This is a genomic window from Georgenia sp. H159 (assembly GCF_035607575.1).
Lineage (GTDB): Bacteria > Actinomycetota > Actinomycetes > Actinomycetales > Actinomycetaceae > Oceanitalea.
Genome location: NZ_JAYDZY010000017.1, coordinates 1 through 18,884, shown reverse-complemented (window position 1 = coordinate 18,884; position 18,884 = coordinate 1). Strand labels below are relative to the sequence as shown.

Genomic DNA, 18,884 nt, shown 5'->3' with positions numbered 1-18,884 from the left:
CCGGGGTGGACTGACCGGCGCTCAGGGGCGCGCCGGGACGGTGGCTCGGGGCGTCTCAGGTGTCCGCATCCACGTGAGGATCAGCGCCAGGGCCAGGGCCAGCATGCCCACCTCCCCTACGCCCCAGACCACCAGTGCCCCGGTCCGCTGGTCCGTCAGGGCGTCGACCCCCCAGCTCAACCCAAGCCGGCCCAAATGGTCGGCGCCCAGCAGTGAGATGCTGGAGGCCAGGCCCATGCCCCACGCGCCGTAGAAGACCATGGCGACCACCGCTGCCCCCAAGCGCACCGCGAGGGGAACCCGGCGGCGGTGCGCGGTCAGGAGCGCGTGGACCAGGACGCAGCCCGCCGCGGTGAAGTACAGGACGAACAGCGCGTGCCAGATCGGGCTGTCCAGGGCACGGGCAAAAAGTGGGGTGTAGTAAAAGACCACCAGGGAGAGGGCCACGTGGAGGGTGGCCACCACGGGGCGGGCGAGGAACGCCATGACCGCAGAGCTCTGCAGTGCCTCGATCCACTCGCGCGGGCCACGTGAACCGTCGCCCCGCGCCGGCAGGACGCTCATCGCCAACGCGGTGGGCGCCCCGAGCACCAGAAGGATCGGCACCACCATTATCAGAACCATGTGGTGGGCCATGTGGGCGCTGAACAGGACGCTGCCGTAGACCGCCGGGCCGCCGTTGGTGGCCCACGCGAACAGCAGTACCCCCGCCACCCAGCTGGCTACCCGGATGGCCGGCCAGGGCCGTCCGGTGCGGCGCAGGCGCCACACCCAGGACAGGTAGGCCACCAGGGCAGCGACGGCCACGAAGATCGTCACCGGGTCGGGGCGCCACTGCGTGAGGTAGGCCCACGCCGTGGGTGCCGGGGGCTGGGGGTAGCCGGTCAGCAGGTAGACCGGGCTCGCGTCGACCGGTGGTTCCTGCGGCTGTGGTGGCGCGGAGGACCCCAGCGCGACCGCCACGCCGATCACTGCACCCATGATCATGACCTCGACCCCGGCCAACCGCCAGAACGCCAGCCCCGCCCCACCACCGGGCCGGGCCTGGGCACGGATCGCCGGGATCGTCATCGTGCGGTGGGCCCAGCCCGCCAGGCCTAGCGCCACCGTCAGGACCACCTTGATCATCAGGAGCTGACCGTAGGGATGCATGAGCAGGTCCAGCGGGGTGGAGAACCGGATCCACGCGTTGGCCGCGCCGGCGATGGTCGCGACCGCGAAGGCCCACACCGCGATCCTGGAGAACCGCTGCGTGACATCCGCCAGGCCCGGCCCCACCCGGGAGGCCACCACGCACAGGACACCCAGGCCCCCCGCCCAGACCGCCACGGCAGCCACGTGCAACCACCACGAGGTCACGGCGAAGTCGTGGTTGGCCGCCCCGGCGGCATGGCCCGTCACCGAGACCGGGGAGAACGCGGCCACGGCCAGCAGCATGGCCCAGGCCGCCGAGCCGGGGCCGGCGATGACCGCGGCCACCGGTGCGACCATCGCGGCCAGGAGCGTGGCCACACCCAGGTACCGGCCCATGTCGATCTGCGTGACGAACTGGACGAGCTCAGCGCCGTACCCCGGCCCACCGATCCTCGTGCCCAGCGCCGCGGCATGGGTCAGCAGCAGATGCGTCAGCTGCGCCAGGGCCCACACCACGGCCGCGAGGACGGCGATGTTCGCCACCCGCCGCCACGTCGGGTCCTCAGGCGCCGTGGGCTCGCCGGTCGCGCGCCGGCCGCTGCCGTCCCGGGGCGCCTCCCGACCGGCGTGGTCTCGACCCGTCCGGGCAGGTGCGGTGCGGGGCAGGACCACGGCGCACAGCATGAGCGCGCCGATCGTCACGGCCGCCGCAACGCGAGCCAGTGAGGTCGCCAGTGGAAGACCCCACCGCACCAGGGGGCCGGGATCGATGAGCTCGCGCGGCGCCGCCGCACCACTCAGCGCCAGGCCCGCCACCAGACCCACCACGACAAGCGGCAGCGCCCCCACCGCCCACGGCCACGCCGAGGTACCCCGGCCGGCAGACGCTTTACCGTGCGGCGGCTTCCCGCTCGTCGTCAGGATCGACACCCCGTGATGCTAACCGCGCGGACCACACCCCACGGCCACGTCACCGCACCACCATGACCACGATCGTCACCACGTACGCCGCGGCGACCAGGCCGATCCCCAGCAGCGTGAGCACCACACCGCGCCGTGCCCGCCGCTGGCCCTTGTCCGGCCCGGGACCCTTGCCCTGCTTCGCGGTCATCGCGCGCTCCGTGACGTCGGCTTGAGTATGTGCAGCGGGGTCTCATGAGCGGGCTGCCGGTGGCAGTGCTACCAGCTCAGGTCGTGACAGCCGCCACTGCCGGCGGCCTCCACCTGCAAGGTAGCGTGCTCGATGCCGTACCGGTCGCGCAACACCTCCCGTGCGGTGATCAGGACGGCGTTGTGGTCAGCGTCCTGCCCAGCCACGAGATGGGCGGTGGCCACGTTCATCCCCGACGTCAGGGTCCACACGTGCAGGTCGTGGACCTCCTCCACCCCCTGGACCGCGTCCAGGGCACCGGCGACCTCCTCCGGGTTGACCCCCTCAGGGGCGTGCTGGCCCAGGACCGCGATCACCTGCCGGCCCAGCACCACAGCCCGGATGATGACGAACACCGCGATGAGAGCCGCGACCACGATGTCCCAGATCGGCTGACCGGTGAGGATGATCAGCACACCGGCGACCATGACGCCCACCGACCCCGCCGCGTCGGCGATCACCTCGTAGTAGGCGCCCTTGACGTTCAGGCTCTCCTTCGACCCGCTGCGCAGCAGCAGCATGGAGACGATGTTGATCACCAGACCGGCGAACCCGACCGCGAGCATGGCCCCGGAGGCCACCTCCGGCGCATCACCCAGCCGGCTGATGGCCTCGACCACCACGTACACCCCGACCGCGAGCATCGCCAGCACCGCCAGCGCCGAGGCGAACACCTCGGCCCGGTAGGAGCCGTAGGTGCGTCGCCCCGAGGAGTCCGGGCGGCTCGCGATGCGCGTCGCGAGCAGGGCGGCACCCAGCACCACCACATCGGCAGCCATGTGCCCGGCATCCGACAGCAGCGCCAAGGACCCCGACACCAGCCCCGCGACGAGCTCGATGAGGAAAAAGCTGGCGGTCAGGGCGAACGCCCCGGCCAGCCGCCGACGGTAGCGGCCCCCGGCGTGCCCGGTCGCCGGGGCGTGGCTGTGTCCCGCGCCCATCAGCCCTGCCCCTCGTGGCGGGCGTGCTCACGGGAGACGTCCAGCAGCATCCGCACATGCCCGTCAGCGAGGCGGTAGTACACCATCCGGCCCTCCCGCCGGTTGGCCACCACACCCGCGGTGCGCAGCAGGCGCAGCACCTGGGACACCGACGCCTCCGGGACGTCCACCGACGCCGCCAGGTCGCACACGCACAGCTCGCCGGCCTCCAGCAACGCATACAGCACCCGGGCACGGCGCGGGTCCCCCAGGAGCTTGAACAGCCCGGCCAACCTGCCGGCCTCGCGCTCGTCGGGGATCTTCTCCCGGGTCAGCGCCACCTTCTCCGGATGGACGGCGGTGACCTGACACGAATCCAACGGCGTCACAGTCATGCCACAACCATACACCTATGCAGATGTGTAGGTGTTACTCTCAGAAGTCAGCGTGTGCTGTATGGTCAGCGCATGCTGACTATTGCTTCGCGGCTGGACGTGATGAACCGGCTGGGCCGGGCGATGGCCGACCCGACCCGCTCCCGGATCCTCATGACACTCCTCGAGGGCCCGAGCTACCCGGCGGCGCTGGCCCGGGACCTGGGCCTGACCCGGTCGAACGTGTCGAACCACCTCACCTGTCTGCGGGACTGCGGCATCGTCGTGGCCGAGCCCGAGGGGCGCCAGACGCGGTATGAGATCGCCGACCCCCACCTGGGGGCGGCGATGACCGCGCTGGTCGAGGTGACGCTGGCGGTCGATGAGAACGCCCCGTGCGTGGATGCCAGCTGCACGGTGCCCGGCTGCTGCCCGAGCGGGACCGTGGCATGAGCGCGACCACCCACACGCCCGTCGAGCAGCTCGAGACCCACCACGACCACGACGTTCCGTGGTGGGCTGACCGCGCGGTCATGGTCCCGGTCGCCTCGGGGGTGGCCTTCATCGCCGGATGGATCTTCGAGTGGTCCGGGGCCGAAGAGGCGGCGCCGGTGCTGTTCTGGGTCGGTCTGCTGCTCGGGGCCTCCACCTTCGTCCCCGGTGCGCTGCGCAGGCTCGCCACGGGCAAGCTCGGCATCGCGCTCCTCATGACCATGAGCGCCACCGGCGCGGTCATCCTCGGCCACGTGGAAGAGGCAGCGGCCCTGGCCTTCCTCTACTCCATCGCCGAGGCCCTGGAAGACCGCGCCATGGACCGGGCGCGGGCCGGCCTACGCGCACTACTCAAGCTCGTGCCCCAGAGCGCCACCGTCCTCACCGACGGTCAGACCACTACGGTCCCGGCACGTGACCTCACCGCGGGGCAGGTCATGGTGATTCGGCCCGGTGAGCGCATCGCCACCGACGGCATCGTACGGACCGGCCACAGCAGCCTGGACACCTCCGCCATCACCGGGGAGTCCATCCCCGTCGAGGCCGGCCCCGGCGATGAGGTGTCCGCCGGGGCGATCAACACCACCGGGGCCCTGCAGGTCGAGGCGACCGCCGCCGGCACCGACAACTCCCTGACCACGATCGTGAGCCTGGTCGAACGCGCCCAGGCCGAGAAGGGGCAGCGCGCCCGGCTGGCCGACCGCATCGCCCGCCCGCTCGTGCCCGGCGTCCTGGTCCTGGCCGTGCTGGTCGCCGTCATCGGCTCCCTCGCTGGTGACCCGCAGACCTGGATCACCCGCGCCCTGGTCGTGCTCGTGGCCGCCTCCCCGTGTGCGCTGGCGATCGCCGTGCCCATCACCGTGGTCTCCGCGGTCGGCTCGGCCAGCAAGTTCGGCGTCATCATCAAGAGCGGCGCGATCTTCGAACGCTTCGGCAGCATCGGGCACGTCGCCTTCGACAAGACCGGGACCCTGACCGCCAACCGGCCCACCGTCACCGCCGTCGTCCCCGCGATGGACGTGACCGAGGAGCAGGTCCTGGCCTGGGCCGCCGCGCTCGAGCAGCACAGCACCCACCCCCTCGCCACCGCCATCACCCAGGCCGCCCCCGCCACCCCCGCCGGTCACGGCATCACCGAGGAAGCCGGTCACGGCATCTACGGCACCGTGGACGGCGCCGTAGTGCGGGTCGGCAGCCCCCGCTGGGTCGACCCCGGCCACCTCACCGACCGAGTGCGTGACCTGGAGGCCCAAGGGATGACCGTCGTCGTCGTCCACCGCGGCGGCACGGTCGCCGGGGCGATCGGGGTGCGCGACGAGCTACGTCCCGAGGTCCCCCAGGTCATCCAGACCCTGGCGGGCCGCGGCATCGGCCTCACGATGCTCACCGGTGACAACGAGCGCACCGCGCGCGCCCTCGCGGCGCAGGCCGGCATCACCGACGTGCGCGCCGAGCTGCGCCCCGAAGGAAAGTCCGCCGCCGTGGACGAGCTCAGCGCCCACCGGCCCACCGCGATGATCGGCGACGGCATCAACGACGCCCCCGCCCTGGCCGCAGCCGACGTCGGGATCGCCATGGGAGCCACCGGCTCCGACGCCGCGATCGAGTCCGCCGACATCGCCTTCACCGGCCAGGACCTGCGCCTCCTGCCCCAGGCCATCACCCACGCCCGACGCGGGCGGCGCATCGTCAACCAGAACATCATCCTGTCGCTGCTCATCATCGCCGCCCTGCCACCCCTGGCCATCACCGGCGTCCTGGGCCTGGCAGCCGTCGTGCTCATCCACGAGATCGCCGAGGTCCTGGTCATCCTCAACGGCCTGCGCGCCGCACGCACCCACCACGCCACCGCGCCCGGACGCTGACCCGCGGGCCAACGCGGCCCCATTGACCACCGCCGGCGGTTCGGCGCGCCCTGAAAGGCACTGATGGACCTGCTCACCCCGATCCTGCAAGCGCTCGGTCTGTTCGTGGCCACGAACATCGACGACATCATCATCCTGTCCCTCTTCTACGCCCGCGGCGCCGGCCAGCGGGGCACCACCCGCAAGATCCTCGCCGGCCAGTACCTCGGCTTCGGGGGCATCCTGCTGGCCGCCGTGGTGGTCTCCCTGGGAGCTCGCTCCTTCCTGCCCGAGGCCGCCCTGCCCTACTTCGGTCTCATCCCCCTCGCCCTGGGCCTGTACGCGGCGTGGCACGCGTGGCGCAACCGCGACGACGATGACGACGACGACGAGGCCAAGGTCGCCGACAAGCAGGTCGGAGTCCTGACGGTGGCGGCCGTGACGTTCGCTAACGGCGGGGACAACATCGGGGTCTACGTCCCCGTCTTCGCCACCGCGTCTACCACCGCGATCATCGCCTACTGCCTCGTCTTCCTCGCCCTGGTGGGCCTCCTCGTGCTCGCAGCGAAGTATGTCGCCACCCGCCGGCCGATCGCCGAGGTCCTCGAACGCTGGGAACACATCCTCTTCCCGCTGGTCCTCATCGGCCTGGGCGTCGTCATCCTCCTCGAGGGTGGGGCCTTTGGCCTATGAGGTCGCTGACGCTCGACGGCTCGTCTCACGGGGTAGCCGTGAGCCCTGACGTGCTGGAAGTTGTGCCTGCGGCGATGACCAACACACGAACGGCGTCCTCATGACCACACCGGATCTCACCTCAGCGAGGAGTGGCACCCGGGCTCGGGTCGCCCTCGTCGTCACCATCACGCTGCTGACCGCGATCGACCTGGCAGTGAAGGCGTGGGCAGGTGGAGCACTGGCCGACGGTCGCTCGGTGGACTTGGGGCCCGTCGAGCTTCGCCTCGGTTTCAACGCTGGGATGGCTTTCAGCCTCGGCGCTCGCCTGCCAGCCGGCGTCGTGCTCGCCATCACGGGGCTCATCATCGGCGCGCTGGCTGTCTTCACCTGGCGTGCCACCCGCACCGCGACGCGCTCAACGTGGCTGGCACTGGCCCTGATCCTGGCGGGTGCGGTGGCAAACCTGATCGATCGTGCCCCCGACGGCGTCGTGACCGACTACCTGCACACCGGCTGGTTCCCCACCTTCAACCTCGCTGATGTCTACATCACCGGCGGGGCGATAACCCTGGTCCTGGTAGCCCTCATCAGCGGCGACACGACCGAGAACCCGACGGCCGCAGAACGTGCGACCTGAGCCGAGGAGACCCCATGACCGCTGACGTCGCAGCCGCTGCGGCACTGACCCTGTACCTGGCCGGCCTCGTCGCCGCGTTCGGTGCGCGCTCCTGGATCCACCGGCGCCGTACCGGTTCCACCGGCTTCCGCGGCCTGAGCGGCGCCCCCGGATCGGCCGAGTGGTGGGGCGGGATCCTCTTCGCCGCCGCCCTCGCCCTCGGCGCCGCGGGCCCCGCCCTGGCCCTCACCGGCACCACGGCCCCCATCACCCCGCCCCCGGCCGTCCAGTGGGCGGGCCTGGCAGTGGCCATCGCCGGCTTCGCCGCCGTCCTGGCCGCCCAGGCCGGCATGGGCGCCTCCTGGCGGATCGGTGTCGACACCACCGAGCGCACCGGCCTGGTCACCTCCGGCATGTTCGCCGTGGTCCGCAACCCGATCTTCACCGCGATGCTGACCGCGCTGCTCGGACTGACCGTCCTGGTCCCGACGGCCCTGACCGCCGCGGCGCTGGCCTGCCTGCTCCTCGCGGTGGAGATCCAGGTCCGCCTCGTCGAGGAGCCATACCTGCTGCGCACCCACGGCCCCGCCTACGCCCGCTACGCCCAGCGGGTCGGCCGGTTCCTCCCCGGTCTCGGCACGCTCGCGCCGCACACCTCCTAGCCGCCGGGAGCCCCGGACCGCCTGGCCCGGCGCTGGGATGCGGACCTCACCCAGGGCGGCGGGAGGCCGTCGCCCGGAGTGGGGCGACGGCCTCCCTGTGGGTTTTCGTGTGGTGCGTTGGTCAGTGGGCCCGCGTGAGACGCTGGTTGCGCAGCCACAGGGCGGCGCCACCGGAGCCGAGCAGCAGGACCGCCAGCAGTGCTGCCTGTGCAGCCTCCGCGCCGGTCACTGCCAGGGGCCCGCCGGCCGAGTCTGGAGCGGCGCCGAGGCCAGAGCCACCGGTGCCATCAGGGTCTACGCCACCGCCAGCGTCCGTCCCGTTGTCGTCGGTTTCGTCGGTGTCGTCGGGCGTGGGTGTGGTCGGCGACTGGGAGACGACGAGCGAGGCGGTGAGCTCCGTGCCCGTCTGCAGGCCGGTGAGCACGACGGGGTACTCACCCGGGGTGTCGGGCGCCGTGAGGTCGAACGAGGCGACGCCGTCGATGACGTCGGCCTGGCCCACAGGCTCGTCGCCCACGGTGGCGAGGACCTGACGGTCACCGTTCAGCTCGGACGTCGATGCGGTCACGGCCTCACCGGGCGCGACCGGCGAGGGGTCGAGCGCGATCGTGGCAGAAGCGCTCAGGGACTCCAGGTCCCCGTTGAGCTCGAGGACGTTCATCGTGGTGAAGAAGGTGTCGGTGTCGTCGGTCAGCCCGGCCACGTTCGCCGCACCGGGACCGTAGGCCGCGATCGGGACGGACGCGCCGGTGTGCTGCTGGGAACCACCCGCGGGACCGACGCTCCCGCAAGGCCCGCGTCGCGGGCCCGGTGGACGATCTCGGCATAGACGGGCCGGTGGTGCCACTGGTCAGACTCCCCGACCAGGACTGTCAGCCGCAACAGCCTGCGCCCTTCGCTCATGTCTCCGTGTCCTTCCCGGTGCGCCGGGCACGGGTGGCCCAACGGGTCATGACCATGCCGACCTGTACCGCGACCAGCGCCGCGGCGAGCGTGGCGAACATGTAGACCAGTGCTGTGCCCGGCGTTCCCGCCGCGACCAGCCGATTTATATCCACGGTGTACGTCGAAAACGTGGTGAGGCCCCCGAGGATGCCGACCCCGACGAATGGACGCACGAGTCGGTGCGGGCGACCCGCACCCTCGGTCAGCATCACCATGACCACCCCGATCAGCAGGCACCCGGCCACGTTCGTCCAGAACGTCGCCCAGGGGAATCCACCTTGGTTGTGCGGCATCACGACAGTGAGCCCGTAGCGTCCGACCGCGCCGAGCGCACCCCCGGCGGCGATGACCACCGGGACGTCGAGCGATATTCGCGGCCGGATGCCAGGCTCAGCGGCGTGGAGTATCGGATCAGGATTGGGACTCATCTGGTTGCGACACCGAGGCATGCGCGTTCCTCCTTCGTGTGCCGTAGGAGCCGTTGGCGGTGGAACCGCATCTTTGGCCGTACTCGCGGCGACGCGTCGGTAGTGGGGGAAGCCTGCCTATCCGGATACTGAGCTGGCCGTTGCCTGCGCCCGGTAACTGTGAGGGTCTGCCTCGGCGGCGGCGCCGGTGACGTGTTCGGCGTGGGACAGGGACTCGGCCAGCAGGCGGTGGACGTGGGTGTCGGTGGCCGAGTAGTAGATGAAGGTGCCCTCCCGTCGTGTCCGGACCAGACCGGCCAGGCGCAGCTTGGCCAGGTGCTGGCTCACCGCGGCGGGTGTGGCCCCCACGCTCTCCGCCAGGGAGTTGACGTTCGCCTCGCTCTGGAACACGGCCCATAGGATCTTCACCCGCGTCGGGTCAGAGAGCATGCGGAAGGTGGCCGCGGCGATCTGCGCATGCTCGTCGTCGGCAACGGGGCGTACCGGCTCATCGTGCACGCCCAGATCCTACCGACCTCGCTTGCTATCTGCATAGCTGAGCAGATAGTTTGGCGACACGATGACGATCCCCTCGATGCGCCCGTCCCAGCCCACGGCCACCGCGGTGCGCCCGGCGCCCTCCGCCTCCTCCAGGACGGCGGCGAGCTCGGCCGGTAGTGGCTGGGCTGACTGCTCGGTCAGCCACCGCGCCCGACCGGCGATGACGGCATGTCCCTCGACGGTCCCGGACACTCCCAGGCCCTGGGTGTTGGCGAAGGACTCCACGGCCGGCAGGTCACCGAGGCGCTCGCGCGCTCCGGCGGCGATGGCCGCGGCGATCGGGTGTTCGGAGGCGTTCTCCAGTGCGCCGGCCAGCCGCAGTACCGTGTCCGCCTCGCCGCCGGCGGCGGGCACGACGTCCACCAGGCGCATCTGCCCGGTGGTGACGGTGCCGGTCTTGTCCAGCACGATGGTGTCCACCCGGCGGGTGGACTCCAGGATCTCTGGGCCCTTGATGAGGATGCCGAGCTGGGCGCCGCGGCCGGTGCCGACCATCAGGCCCATCGGGGTGGCCAGGCCCAACGCGCACGGGCAGGCGATGATGAGCACGGCCACCGCGGCGGTGAACGCCAGCTCAGCGCCCGCCCCGTAGCCCAGCCAGAAGCCCAGCGTCGCCACCGCCAGGGTGATGACAACCGGGACGAAGACCGCCGAGATGCGGTCGGCCAGCCGCTGGACGGGGGCCTTACCGGTCTGGGCCTCCTCCACCAGGCGGGCCATCTGCGCCAGCTGGGTGTCGGCGCCCACCCGAGTGGCGCGTACCAGGAGCCGGCCGCCGGCGTTGACGGTCGCCCCCACCACGCCGTCACCCGGTCCGACCTCGACCGGGACCGGTTCACCGGTGAGCATGGAGGCATCGACCGCGGAGGCGCCCTCGACGACGACACCGTCGGTGGCGATCTTCTCCCCCGGCCGCACGATGAACTCATCGCCCACCGCCAGCTGGCCCACCGCCACCCGCACCTCACGGCCGTCGCGGACCACGGCCACATCCTTGGCGCCCATCTCCAGCAGGGCACGCAGCGCGGCCCCGGACTGGCGCTTGGCGCGGGCCTCGAAGTAGCGGCCCAGCAAGATCGCCGTCGTCACCGCGGCGGCGACCTCGAGGTAGATCTCATTCGCGCCGCCACCCCGTTCGGGGATGAGGTGGAAGTCCATGCGCATGTCCGGGTGCCCCGCCCCGCCCCGGAACAGGGCGTACAGGGACCAGCCGAATGCTGCGGTCACCCCGATGCTGATCAGGGTGTCCATCGTCGCGGCGGCGTGTTTGGCGTTGATCCATGCGGCCCGGTGGAAGGGCCAGGCCCCCCACACCACGACCGGGGCGGCAAGGGTCAGGGAGAGCCACTGCCAGTTGTCGAACTGCAGCGGCCGGAACATGAAGGCCAGCACCGGCAACGTCAGGACCGCGCAGATGATCACCCGCCGCCGCAGCTCGGCCACGGCGTCAGGCTCGGCGTCCCGGGCCGTTTCCTCGGCCGGGGCCGTCCCGGGATCCTCACGCAGCCGCGCGGTGTACCCGGTGGCCTCGACCGTGGCCAGCGCGTCCTGGACGGAGGCACCCTCTGGTAGGGCGACCTTGGCCCGCTCGGTTGCGAAGTTCACGCTCGCCTCGACCCCGGGCATCCGATTGAGCTTCTTCTCCACCCGGGCCGCGCACGAGGAGCACGTCATCCCGCCGATCTCCAGCTCGATGACCTGCTGACTCATCGACTCACCTCCATCCCCTTGGGCCACCGACCTCAGCGGGCGGCGGCCTCCTCCAGCTCCACCACACCCGGGCCCGCGGCGGCGTCGGGCTCATCCGGGCCGAGCACCGACCCCAGCCCATAGCCGGCGCCCAGCGCCAGGGCCAGGACCAACGCGAACCCGGTCAACTTGGCACTGCTCCTCACGCAGGCGTCCCGGTGAGCTCATAGCCGGCCTCGTCCACGGCCGCTCGGACCTCATCCACCGGTACGTCGCCGGCGCTGGAGACCTTGATTGTCGACTCTCCACCGGCGACCAGGTCGACCTCGACGTTCTGGACGCCGGCGATCTTGCCGACCTCCTCGGCCACGGAGCCGACGCAATGGCCGCAAGTCATGCCGGTAACGCTGAAGGTACTGGTAGCCATGAGGGCCTCCCCTTGATCGGTGGTGCGTGCCAGGACGGCACCATCTTTTTATACCCCCTGGGGGTACGCTGGACAAGTGGCCGGGTTATGGTGCTGGCACGGCAAGCGTGCTCCGAAAACGCGTGGATCCTCGCGGTTCCCGAAGGGGTCGCCGCACCGGCGGCACCGCCTGGTGAACGGTGAAGATTCGGTTAAGAACCGGCCCGGTCGCCCCCCGGTTGGGGAACTTCCCACCAAAGCGGCGACGATGGTCGCCGGACCAGTGCAGCGATCAGTGAGCCCCGGGCGGGGTTTCGGTTGGGAAAGGTGACAAGCGTGAGACCCTCCAGGCGTCGGGCACCCCTCAGGCGCGTGCTCACGGCGGCCGCCCTGGCCACCGTCGTGGCCTTGAGCGGCTGTGCCGCCACCGCCCAGACCGACGCGGGACAAGACTCCGGCGCCGGCTACATCGCCGGAGACGGGTCCCTGGCGACCTGGGAGCCGCAGCAGCGCGACGGCGCCATCGAGCTCATCGGTCAGACCTACGACAGCGAGGAGGTCGACCTGAGCCAGTGGCGCGGGGAGGTGGTGGTGGTCAACTTCTGGTATGCCGCCTGCCCGCCGTGCCGCGCCGAGGCCGGGGACCTGCGGGCCATCCACGAGGACTACACCCCCCAGGGGGTGCAGCTGCTCGGGGTCAACCCCCGCGACGACGCCGCCACCGCCCAGGCCTTCGAGCGCACCTTCCAGGTCCCCTACCCCTCCATCCACGACCAAGGAGCCGCCGCCGTGGCCGCCTTCCAAGGACTCGTGCCACTCCAGGCCATGCCCACCACCGTGGTCCTGGACCGCCAGGGCCGGGTCGCCGCCCGCATCATGGGCCAGATCGACCCCACCACGCTGCGCGGCCTCATCGACGACACCCTCGCCGAGACGGCCTGAGCGATGGACCAGCTCGGCTCCTTCTTCGCCAGCACCGTGCTCACCGGCCCCATGCTCGCCGCGCTCCCCGTGGCCGCGATCGCCGGATTTATCTCCTTCGCCTCCCCGTGCGTGTTGCCCCTGCTGCCTGGGTACGTCGGCTACCTCAGCGGCATGGCCGGGGCCACCACCCCCGGCGCCCGCCTGCCTGGCGGGCAGCAGACCAAGGTCCGTGACGGGCGGCTCCTGGCCGGGGTACTGCTCTTCGTCGCCGGCTTCACCGCCGTGTTCGTCCTGCTCGGCGTCATCTTCGCCTGGCTCGGGATCCTGCTCGCCCCCTGGCTCGACCTCACCACCCGCATCCTCGGCGCGCTGGTCGTGCTCATGGGCCTGGCCTTCATGGGCTACGTCCCACTCATGCAACGCGACCGCCGCCTGCACCTGACCCCCCGGCAGGGCCTGTGGGGAGCGCCGCTCCTCGGTGTCGTGTTCGGGCTGGGCTGGGCGCCCTGCATGGGCCCCACCCTGGCCGCGGTCCTCAGCCTCGCCTTCAGCGAGGCCGATCCCGCCCGCGGCGGGGTCCTCGTGTTCGCCTACAGCCTCGGCCTCGGTGTCCCGTTCGTCGCCGGGGCGATGCTGCTGTCCCGCTCGACCCGCGCACTGGGCTTCCTGCGCCGCCACCGCCGCGCCTTCCAACGCCTCGGCGGCGGGCTGCTCGTCCTGCTCGGACTCGCGATGGTCACCGGGCTGTGGATCTGGGTGTCGGGCTACCTGCAGGGCCTCGTCGCCAACTTCCAGACCCTCGTCTGACCCGGGCCGGTGGTGGCCCGCAGCCAGCTGCGGGCCACCACCGCTGCTCAGCCCACCCGGATGAACGTCGGGTTGGCCTTGTAGATGTCACGCACCGACAGCGGGTTACCCGGGCTGAAGGCCGCGATGTACTGCCCCCCACCCACGTAGATCCCCACATGCCCGGGCCACCACACCAGGTCACCCGGCTGGGCCTGGGACGCCGAGACCTGCGTGCCCGCGTTGCGCTGCGCCGCCGAGGACCGCGGGATGGAGATGCCCGCCTGGGCGTAGACGTACTGGGTGAACCCCGAGCAGTCAAAGCCCGCCGGGGTCGACCCGCCCCACACGTAAGGGGTGCCGACGTACCGGTAGGCGATGTCAAGGACAGCATTGCCCGACGTGTTGGCCGGCGGGGCCTCGCTGCGGGAAGCCGAGCGCGAGGCCGAAGCAGCCTCCCGCTCAGTGACCGCCGTCGACGTCGTCGCCGACACGCTCGCCTGCCCCTGGGGGATCGTCAGCACCTCACCGACACGGATCAGCGCCTGCGCGTTCAGACCGTTGGCGGTGACGATCGCCGAGATCGTACTGTCGTAGCGCTGCGCCAGCTTCCACACGGTGTCACCGGAGACGACGGTGTGGGTGACCTCCGCGGTCTCGGTACCACTGGCCTGCGCACTCGCCGTCGGGGTATCGCTGGCCTGGGTGCCGACCACCGGCGGGTCGGGGTGGACCGGCTCCATCGCAGAGGCGGTGGTCGTGGCCATGGTCAGCACCAAACCGGAGGAAGCCGCGGCAAGCGCGGCACGACGCGCGGCCGGACCCTTCAAGCACGGACCCAGTGATGAGAAAACGGTAACGGGACGGCCCTCGGCACGGTGCCGACCACGGGTGTGGCTAGATGTCACGGGTAAACCTCTCCAGGGCGCCTACGAGGTCAGCTGTCGGGTTCGGGTAGGAGCACACCCGGCTCAGGCATCGAGCTTCACCCCAAGGACCTGCACGCAGGCCCACATCGGGTTCCCCGTCCCTGCCACGGACGATCGAGGACCACAGTGCGGTGGCAGGGCTCGGCGTCCGCACGTGAGCTTCTGCGATGAAGGGGGCAAGAAGCAGAAGCGACGCTACACACGCCAACCCCAGGATCACGGTTCGATAACGGCCCTACGGGAAGAGTTCATCAAACCTTCATCAACATCACGACTCCTGCCCAGGCACCCCCCGGGCACCCCGCGTAACGTCGCAAGCCCGCACCGACACGGGGCAAGCAATCAGAGATGGAGGAAGACAATGAGAACCGCGGAGATGATCACCACCCACCCCGGCGAGATCGGCCTCGACGTCGACCCGCTCGCGCGGGCGATCGAGGCCCTGGTGGCGTGTTCCCAGGCCTGTACCGCCTGCGCGGACGCCTGCCTCAGCGAGGACATGGTCGACCAGCTGCGCAAGTGCATCCGGACCAACCTCGACTGCGCCGATATCTGCGACACCACAGCCCGCGTGCTGTCCCGGCACACCGGCTATGACGCCAACCTCACCCGCGCCCTGCTCCAGGCCTGCATCCAGGCATGTCGCTCCTGCGGGGATGAGTGCGCTGCCCATGCCGGCCACCATGAGCACTGCCGCATCTGCGCCGAGGCCTGCCGTGCCTGCGAGCAGGCCTGCACCGAGCTCCTCGCCACCATCGGCTGACGACGCCCGCACCACAGCCCCGACCGTCGCGTCGCCACACCGAAACCGACGCATCTTAATCAAACCTTAACCGGCATTCCCGGTCTTTCAGGACGGTGGGTTAGCGTCCCCGTGTGTGCACGGGTCCCCGGTCGTCGGCTTACGTGAGGACTGTGTGATGGCTTACCGTCCCGCCGGTCTGCGAACCATGGACGAGGCGCAGGACATGCCGCCCCAGTCCCCGGCCCCCGCCGGGATCGGTGTGCGCGGCTGGCTGCGCTGGGCCTGGCGCCAGCTCACCTCCATGCGGGTGGCGCTGCTGCTGCTCATGCTGCTCGCCCTGGCCGCGCTGCCCGGCGCGTTCATCCCGCAGATCCCCCAGGACCCCGCCGGCGTGGCCACCCTGCGCGCCGACCGGCCCCAGCTCGCCACCTGGCTCGAGCGCCTTGGCCTGCTCGACATCTACGCCGCGCCCTGGTTCGCCGCCATCTACCTGCTGCTGTTCATCTCCCTCATCGGCTGCATCCTGCCCCGCACCAAGGCCCACATCACCGCGCTACGCGCGGCACCCTCCCGTGTCCCGCGCCGCCTGACCCGCTTCCCCGTCCGGGACACGCACACGACCACCGCCACCACCGAGGAGGTGACCGGGGCGGTCCGCTCGGCGCTGGGCCGCCGCTTCCGGGTGGCCGTGACCGCGGAAGGGATCAGCGCCGAACGTGGCTACCTGCGCGAGACCGGCAACATCGTCTTCCACCTGTCCCTGATCGGGGTGCTCGTCGCCCTGGGTGCCGCGCAGCTGGTCGCCTACCGCGGACAGGCCGTCGTCGTCGAAGGCCGCACCTTCGCCAACTCCCTCGTCGACTACGACACCTTCACCCCCGGGTCCATGGTCACCGGCGCCGACCTCGAGCCCTTCACCTTCTCCCTGACCGAGCTCACCTCCCGGTTCACCGTCGACGCCCAGGCCCGCGACTTCGCCGCCCGGGTCACGGTCACCGAGCCTGACGGCCGGCGCTACGAGGACACCATCCGGGTCAACTACCCGATCACCGCAGCCGGCGCGAACATCTACCTGGCCGGCAACGGCTTCGCCCCCCACCTGACCGTGCGTGACGCCGAGGGGCAGGTGGCGTTCTCCCAGCCGGTGCCCTTCCTGCCCGAGGACGACTTCTACACCTCCCGCGGCGTGGTCAAGGTCCCCGACGTCTCCCCCGGCCTGGACCAGCTCGGCTTCACCGGCTACCTGCTGCCCACTGCCATGTCCGAGGAGGACGGGCTGCGCTCGGTGCACCCCCAACCCAACGCGCCGCTCATCGTCCTGGACCTCTACACCGGTGACCTCGGCCTGGACCAGGGCATCCCGCAGAACGTCTACGAGCTCGACACCGAGGACATGACCCAGGTGATGGACGGGGAGCAGGAGGTCAAGATCCTGCTCGCACCCGGCGAGGAGGTCGAGCTGCCCGACGGGCTGGGCACGATCTCCTTCGAGTCCCTGCCCCGTTTCGCGGCCATCGACCTGCGCTACGACCCCACCCTGACCCTCCTGCTGGTCTCCTCCCTCGCGGCCATGGCCGGCCTGTCCGCCTCACTGTTCGCCCCCCGCCGCCGGCTGTGGGTCAAGACCACCCCGAACGGCACCGGCCACACCCTCGTCGAGGCCGCCGCCCTGGCCCGCGGCGACGACCCCGGCCTCGAGCGCGAGCTCGAGCGCGTCATGACCGCGGTTCGGGCCGCCACCCCCACCGCCCCGGAGGACACGTGAACGACCTCGGCCAGCTCAGCCTGCTGGTGATCTACGGCGCCATGGCCGCCTACGCCCTCGCCATGATCGCATTCGGCATCGACCTGTCCGCGCTGCGCGACCGCGGCCCCGCAGGCCGGCCCCGCCGAGCCGCCCGCACCGCGATGACCACGACGACCGCCGGCCTGGCCCTGCACGCCACTGGCGTGGTCACCCGCGGTATCGCCGCCGGGCGGGTGCCCTGGGCGAACATGTACGAGTTCACCCTCGTCTTCACCCTCGTCGCGGTCGGCACGTTCCTGGCCATCCAGCGTTGGCGCGACCTGCGCTACCTCGGCGCAATGGTCATCACGCCCACGCTGCTCGCCCTCGGGCTAGCGGTGTCCGTGTTCTACGTCAAGGCCGACGGCGTCAGTCCCGCCCTGGACCACTACTGGCTCGTCATCCACGTCTCCGTCGCAACGATGGCGATCGGCGTCTTCGCCGTGGCCGCCGTACTGTCGGTGGTCCAGCTGGTCAAGCAGCGCGGGGAGCAGACCGCCCTGGAGAGCCACAAGCAGCGTGAGCCCGCCGTCGCCCGCGCCGGCGGGCTCACCGGGACAAGCGGCGCCGCAACCTCCGGTGACCACGCCGAAACAGCGGACCGCGGGTTCTGGGGGCGGCTGGCTGACGTGCTCCCGGGCTCCGGCGAGCTCGAGCGCTACGCCTACCGGCTCAACGCCGTCGGCTTCCTGCTGTGGACCTTCACCCTCATCGCCGGCGCGATCTGGGCGGAGCACGCCTGGGGCCGCCCGTGGGACTGGGACCCCAAGGAGGTCGGCACCTTCGTCGTCTGGGTTACCTACGCCGCCTACCTCCACGCCCGCGCCACCCGCGGCTGGGACGGCCGCAAAGCCGCCTACCTCGGCCTGTCCGGCTTCGTGCTCGTGCTCATCAACTACTTCGTGGTCAACCTCTTCACCGAGACCGTCCACGGCTACGCCTTCTAACCAGCGTCAGCCAATCCCACCCCGACCGCGCAACCCCCACCTCATCCCGTTCCGAATGCCCCTGCGAACCGCCGGGACAACCACACAGGAGCAGAACGTGAAACGACTCGCCGTAGCCATCGGGGCACTCGTGCTCGTCCTTGCCGGGTGCTCAACCACGGACACCCCCGCCGAGCAGGCAGCCACCGGCGCCCAGGCCGAGTTCCTCGACGCCCACGGCCTGGCGGGGATGGACGTCACCGAGATCATCGACCACCTCGACCGGCTCGGCGGCACCGACCGGCCCACCGACCTCATGGCCTCCATCCGCCCCGACGAACTGGTCTTCTCCGACGGGCAGCAGGAGCTGGCCCTGGACATGCCCGAAGACCGCTTCTACCTGTCCGTGGCCCCCTACGTCGACCAGACCCACGAGTGCTTCTACCACAGCCTCACCACCTGCCAAGGTGAGCTCACCGGCCAGGACCTCGACGTGCGGATCGTCAACGACGACGGAGAGGTCCTCCTCGAAGAGGAGATGACCACCTTCGACAACGGCTTCGTCGGACTCTGGCTGCCCCGCGACGTCCAGGGCACCGTCGAGGTCAGCTACGACGGGCGGACCGGTGCCACGGACTTCACCACCACCGACGAGGGCGCCACCTGCCTGACCACCCTCCAGCTCACCTGACCACCGGCCGCTCATCCCACACGGGCACGTCCGGGCCCGCCAGGAACAGCATCGGGTCGGTGTACCCACCACGGTCGTAGACCCCGAAGTGCAAGTGACAGCCGGTGAAGTTGCGGTCGTTTCCCACGGCCGTGATCACCTGTCCGTGAACCGTCACGGCTTCTCTGCCGCTTCTATGCGGGTTGCGGCTCTTGGTTGACTGCAGCGTAGTGGGCTTGCTCG

22 protein-coding genes, 2 pseudogenes and 1 riboswitch are annotated in these 18,884 nt (G+C 70.9%); of the genes and pseudogenes, 11 read left to right on the top strand and 13 right to left on the bottom strand.

Translation table 11 applies throughout. The features are described from left to right. Positions 1-21: 21 nt before the first annotated feature. The 4 genes from VR894_RS17810 to VR894_RS17795 all read right to left on the bottom strand — a co-directional run bounded on the left by VR894_RS17810 (position 22) and on the right by VR894_RS17795 (position 3,599). Positions 22-2,064, bottom strand: a complete 2,043-nt coding sequence (locus tag VR894_RS17810) for a cytochrome c oxidase assembly protein (protein ID WP_324653711.1) — start codon at positions 2,062-2,064, stop codon at positions 22-24. 40 nt (positions 2,065-2,104) lie between these two features. Then, positions 2,105-2,245, bottom strand: coding sequence for a hypothetical protein (locus VR894_RS17805; protein ID WP_324653709.1), 141 nt, complete (start codon positions 2,243-2,245; stop codon positions 2,105-2,107). Between the two features lie 68 nt (positions 2,246-2,313). Then, positions 2,314-3,225 (bottom strand): cation diffusion facilitator family transporter, encoded by a 912-nt coding sequence (locus tag VR894_RS17800; protein WP_324653707.1) that lies wholly within the window; start codon positions 3,223-3,225, stop codon positions 2,314-2,316. Next, positions 3,225-3,599 carry a metalloregulator ArsR/SmtB family transcription factor gene (locus VR894_RS17795; RefSeq protein WP_324653706.1) on the bottom strand — a complete coding sequence of 125 codons (375 nt, stop codon included), beginning with the start codon at positions 3,597-3,599 and terminating at the stop codon, positions 3,225-3,227. Before VR894_RS17795 ends, VR894_RS17800 begins: the two co-directional genes overlap by 1 nt. Before the next feature lie 72 nt (positions 3,600-3,671). Here VR894_RS17795 and cmtR point away from each other — a divergent pair, with 72 nt between their 5' ends. From cmtR to VR894_RS17770, 5 genes are all read left to right on the top strand, one after another. Next, on the top strand, positions 3,672-4,031 hold the full coding sequence (gene cmtR / locus VR894_RS17790) for a Cd(II)/Pb(II)-sensing metalloregulatory transcriptional regulator CmtR (RefSeq protein ID WP_324653704.1): 360 nt from the start codon (positions 3,672-3,674) through the stop codon (positions 4,029-4,031). Further along, entirely contained in the window at positions 4,028-5,935 is a 1,908-nt protein-coding gene (locus tag VR894_RS17785) for a cation-translocating P-type ATPase (protein WP_324653702.1), read from the top strand. The genes cmtR and VR894_RS17785 overlap by 4 nt, the downstream gene beginning before the upstream one ends. A 63-nt stretch (positions 5,936-5,998) precedes the next feature. Further along, complete coding sequence (locus VR894_RS17780) at positions 5,999-6,607, top strand: cadmium resistance transporter (protein ID WP_324653701.1); 609 nt, start codon at positions 5,999-6,001, stop codon at positions 6,605-6,607. A 100-nt stretch (positions 6,608-6,707) separates the two neighbouring features. Further along, positions 6,708-7,226, top strand: a complete 519-nt coding sequence (gene lspA / locus VR894_RS17775) for a signal peptidase II (protein ID WP_324653699.1) — start codon at positions 6,708-6,710, stop codon at positions 7,224-7,226. Positions 7,227-7,240: 14 nt separating this feature from the next. Further along, positions 7,241-7,867 carry an isoprenylcysteine carboxylmethyltransferase family protein gene (locus VR894_RS17770; RefSeq protein WP_324653698.1) on the top strand — a complete coding sequence of 209 codons (627 nt, stop codon included), beginning with the start codon at positions 7,241-7,243 and terminating at the stop codon, positions 7,865-7,867. Positions 7,868-7,988: 121 nt separating this feature from the next. On the opposite strand, the gene VR894_RS17765 is transcribed toward VR894_RS17770, so the two are convergent. The 7 genes and pseudogenes from VR894_RS17765 to VR894_RS17740 all read right to left on the bottom strand — a co-directional run bounded on the left by VR894_RS17765 (position 7,989) and on the right by VR894_RS17740 (position 11,896). Continuing rightward, positions 7,989-8,570, bottom strand: a complete 582-nt coding sequence (locus tag VR894_RS17765; protein ID WP_324653696.1) for a hypothetical protein — start codon at positions 8,568-8,570, stop codon at positions 7,989-7,991. Continuing rightward, positions 8,558-8,770, bottom strand: a complete 213-nt coding sequence (locus VR894_RS19150) for a DUF190 domain-containing protein (protein WP_413450579.1) — start codon at positions 8,768-8,770, stop codon at positions 8,558-8,560. Before VR894_RS19150 ends, VR894_RS17765 begins: the two co-directional genes overlap by 13 nt. Next, the gene (locus VR894_RS17760; RefSeq protein WP_324653694.1) at positions 8,767-9,165 is read right to left on the bottom strand and encodes a CrcB family protein; all 399 of its coding nucleotides are present in this window, start codon (positions 9,163-9,165) and stop codon (positions 8,767-8,769) included. The genes VR894_RS19150 and VR894_RS17760 overlap by 4 nt, the downstream gene beginning before the upstream one ends. Before the next feature lie 192 nt (positions 9,166-9,357). Continuing rightward, entirely contained in the window at positions 9,358-9,738 is a 381-nt protein-coding gene (locus tag VR894_RS17755; RefSeq protein WP_324653693.1) for a metalloregulator ArsR/SmtB family transcription factor, read from the bottom strand. A gap of 54 nt (positions 9,739-9,792) precedes the next feature. Then, positions 9,793-11,490 (bottom strand): annotated as a pseudogene (locus tag VR894_RS17750) (heavy metal translocating P-type ATPase); the annotation flags it as partial. A 32-nt stretch (positions 11,491-11,522) separates the two neighbouring features. After that, entirely contained in the window at positions 11,523-11,675 is a 153-nt protein-coding gene (locus VR894_RS17745) for a hypothetical protein (RefSeq protein WP_324653692.1), read from the bottom strand. After that, positions 11,672-11,896 carry a heavy-metal-associated domain-containing protein gene (locus tag VR894_RS17740; RefSeq protein ID WP_324653691.1) on the bottom strand — a complete coding sequence of 75 codons (225 nt, stop codon included), beginning with the start codon at positions 11,894-11,896 and terminating at the stop codon, positions 11,672-11,674. The genes VR894_RS17745 and VR894_RS17740 overlap by 4 nt, the downstream gene beginning before the upstream one ends. A 315-nt stretch (positions 11,897-12,211) precedes the next feature. Between VR894_RS17740 and VR894_RS17735 the strand changes: the two genes are divergently transcribed. Further along, complete coding sequence (locus tag VR894_RS17735) at positions 12,212-12,817, top strand: TlpA disulfide reductase family protein (protein WP_324653689.1); 606 nt, start codon at positions 12,212-12,214, stop codon at positions 12,815-12,817. Positions 12,818-12,820: 3 nt separating this feature from the next. Further along, positions 12,821-13,606: a cytochrome c biogenesis CcdA family protein gene (locus tag VR894_RS17730; RefSeq protein ID WP_324653688.1), complete on the top strand. Its 786-nt coding sequence runs from the start codon at positions 12,821-12,823 to the stop codon at positions 13,604-13,606. Between the two features lie 47 nt (positions 13,607-13,653). On the opposite strand, the gene VR894_RS17725 is transcribed toward VR894_RS17730, so the two are convergent. Next, a complete protein-coding gene (locus VR894_RS17725) occupies positions 13,654-14,352 on the bottom strand; it encodes a C40 family peptidase (protein WP_324653687.1) in 699 nt (232 codons plus the stop codon). 144 nt (positions 14,353-14,496) lie between these two features. Continuing rightward, a riboswitch (cyclic di-AMP (ydaO/yuaA leader) is annotated at positions 14,497-14,671 on the bottom strand. A 204-nt stretch (positions 14,672-14,875) separates the two neighbouring features. Here VR894_RS17725 and VR894_RS17720 point away from each other — a divergent pair. The 4 genes from VR894_RS17720 to VR894_RS17705 all read left to right on the top strand — a co-directional run bounded on the left by VR894_RS17720 (position 14,876) and on the right by VR894_RS17705 (position 18,662). After that, entirely contained in the window at positions 14,876-15,277 is a 402-nt protein-coding gene (locus VR894_RS17720; protein ID WP_324653686.1) for a four-helix bundle copper-binding protein, read from the top strand. Positions 15,278-15,434: 157 nt separating this feature from the next. Then, a complete protein-coding gene (gene resB, locus VR894_RS17715) occupies positions 15,435-17,024 on the top strand; it encodes a cytochrome c biogenesis protein ResB (RefSeq protein WP_324653684.1) in 1,590 nt (529 codons plus the stop codon). After that, a complete protein-coding gene (gene ccsB, locus VR894_RS17710) occupies positions 17,021-17,992 on the top strand; it encodes a c-type cytochrome biogenesis protein CcsB (protein WP_324653682.1) in 972 nt (323 codons plus the stop codon). The genes resB and ccsB overlap by 4 nt, the downstream gene beginning before the upstream one ends. Before the next feature lie 97 nt (positions 17,993-18,089). Further along, on the top strand, positions 18,090-18,662 hold the full coding sequence (locus VR894_RS17705) for a CueP family metal-binding protein (RefSeq protein ID WP_324653680.1): 573 nt from the start codon (positions 18,090-18,092) through the stop codon (positions 18,660-18,662). Here the strand turns inward: VR894_RS17705 and VR894_RS17700 are convergent. After that, positions 18,655-18,884 (bottom strand): annotated as a pseudogene (locus VR894_RS17700) (hypothetical protein); the annotation flags it as partial. The gene VR894_RS17705 and the pseudogene VR894_RS17700 overlap by 8 nt on opposite strands.